Raw genomic sequence first — 966 nt, forward strand, 5'->3', positions numbered from 1 at the left:
CCCGGCGTGGTCTGGGCATCGGTGACCGGGAACGGGCCGGCCGACCCGGTCGTGACGGCCCGGATCGCCCGGACGGTGGTGGGGGTGTGCACGGGGGCCGCCCTCGGCCTGGCCGGCACCGTGATGCAGGGCCTGACCCGCAACCCGCTCGCCGATCCCGGCGTCCTCGGCATCAACGCGGGGGCCTCCCTGGCGATGGTGCTGGCCATCTCGCTCGGCGTGAGCGCGCTGACGGGCTACGTCTGGTTCGCCCTGCTCGGCGCCGCCGTCACCATGCTGGTCGTCTACGGCGTGGCCGGGCTCGGGGGGCGCCGGGCCGATCCGGTGCGGCTGGTGATCGCCGGGGCCGCGGTCACGGCGGGGGTGACCAGCTGGACCACCACCATCCTGCTCACCCAGCAGGCCACCCTGGACACCTTCCGGTTCTGGCAGGTCGGCACCATCGCCGGCCGCGGCCTGGACGTGGTGCAGCAGGTGGCGCCGCTGCTGCTGGTCGGGGTGCTGCTGGCCCTGGTCAGCACCCGTGCCCTGGACATCATGGCCCTCGGCGACGACGCCGCCGTCACCCTGGGGCGCCGGCTGGGCCGGGACCGCCTGATCGCCGGGGTGGCCGTGGTGCTGCTGGCCGGGTGCGCCACCGCGCTGGCAGGGCCGCTGGCCTTCGTCGCGCTGCTCGCCGCACATCAGGCCCGGATGCTGATGGGTCCGGGACACCTGCGGCAGGCGGCCGCCGCCCCCGGCATCGGCGCGGTGCTCATCCTGGTGGCGGACACGGTGGGCCGGGTGGTGCTGCCGCCCGCGGAGGTCCAGGTGGGCGTGATGGTCGCGGTGATCGGCGCTCCCGTCTTCCTCGTCCTGCTGGGCAGGGGGTGGGCGCGGGTATGACGACGACGGATGCCACGAAGCCCGGGCCCGCCGACGAGCGCGCCGCGCTGACCGTGCTGCGCGCCGTGCGACGGCGGGACC

Annotated in this window: 1 protein-coding gene; it reads left to right on the forward strand. The window is 76.1% G+C overall.

What is annotated here, in order from left to right; translation table 11 throughout:
* A partial coding sequence (locus Q4D18_RS11510; RefSeq protein WP_303128538.1) for an iron ABC transporter permease occupies positions 1 to 885 on the forward strand: 885 nt, incomplete at its 5' end.
* Positions 886 to 966 lie beyond the last annotated feature (81 nt).

The sequence above is a fragment of the Micrococcus sp. genome (assembly GCF_030523875.1).
GTDB lineage: Bacteria > Actinomycetota > Actinomycetes > Actinomycetales > Micrococcaceae > Micrococcus.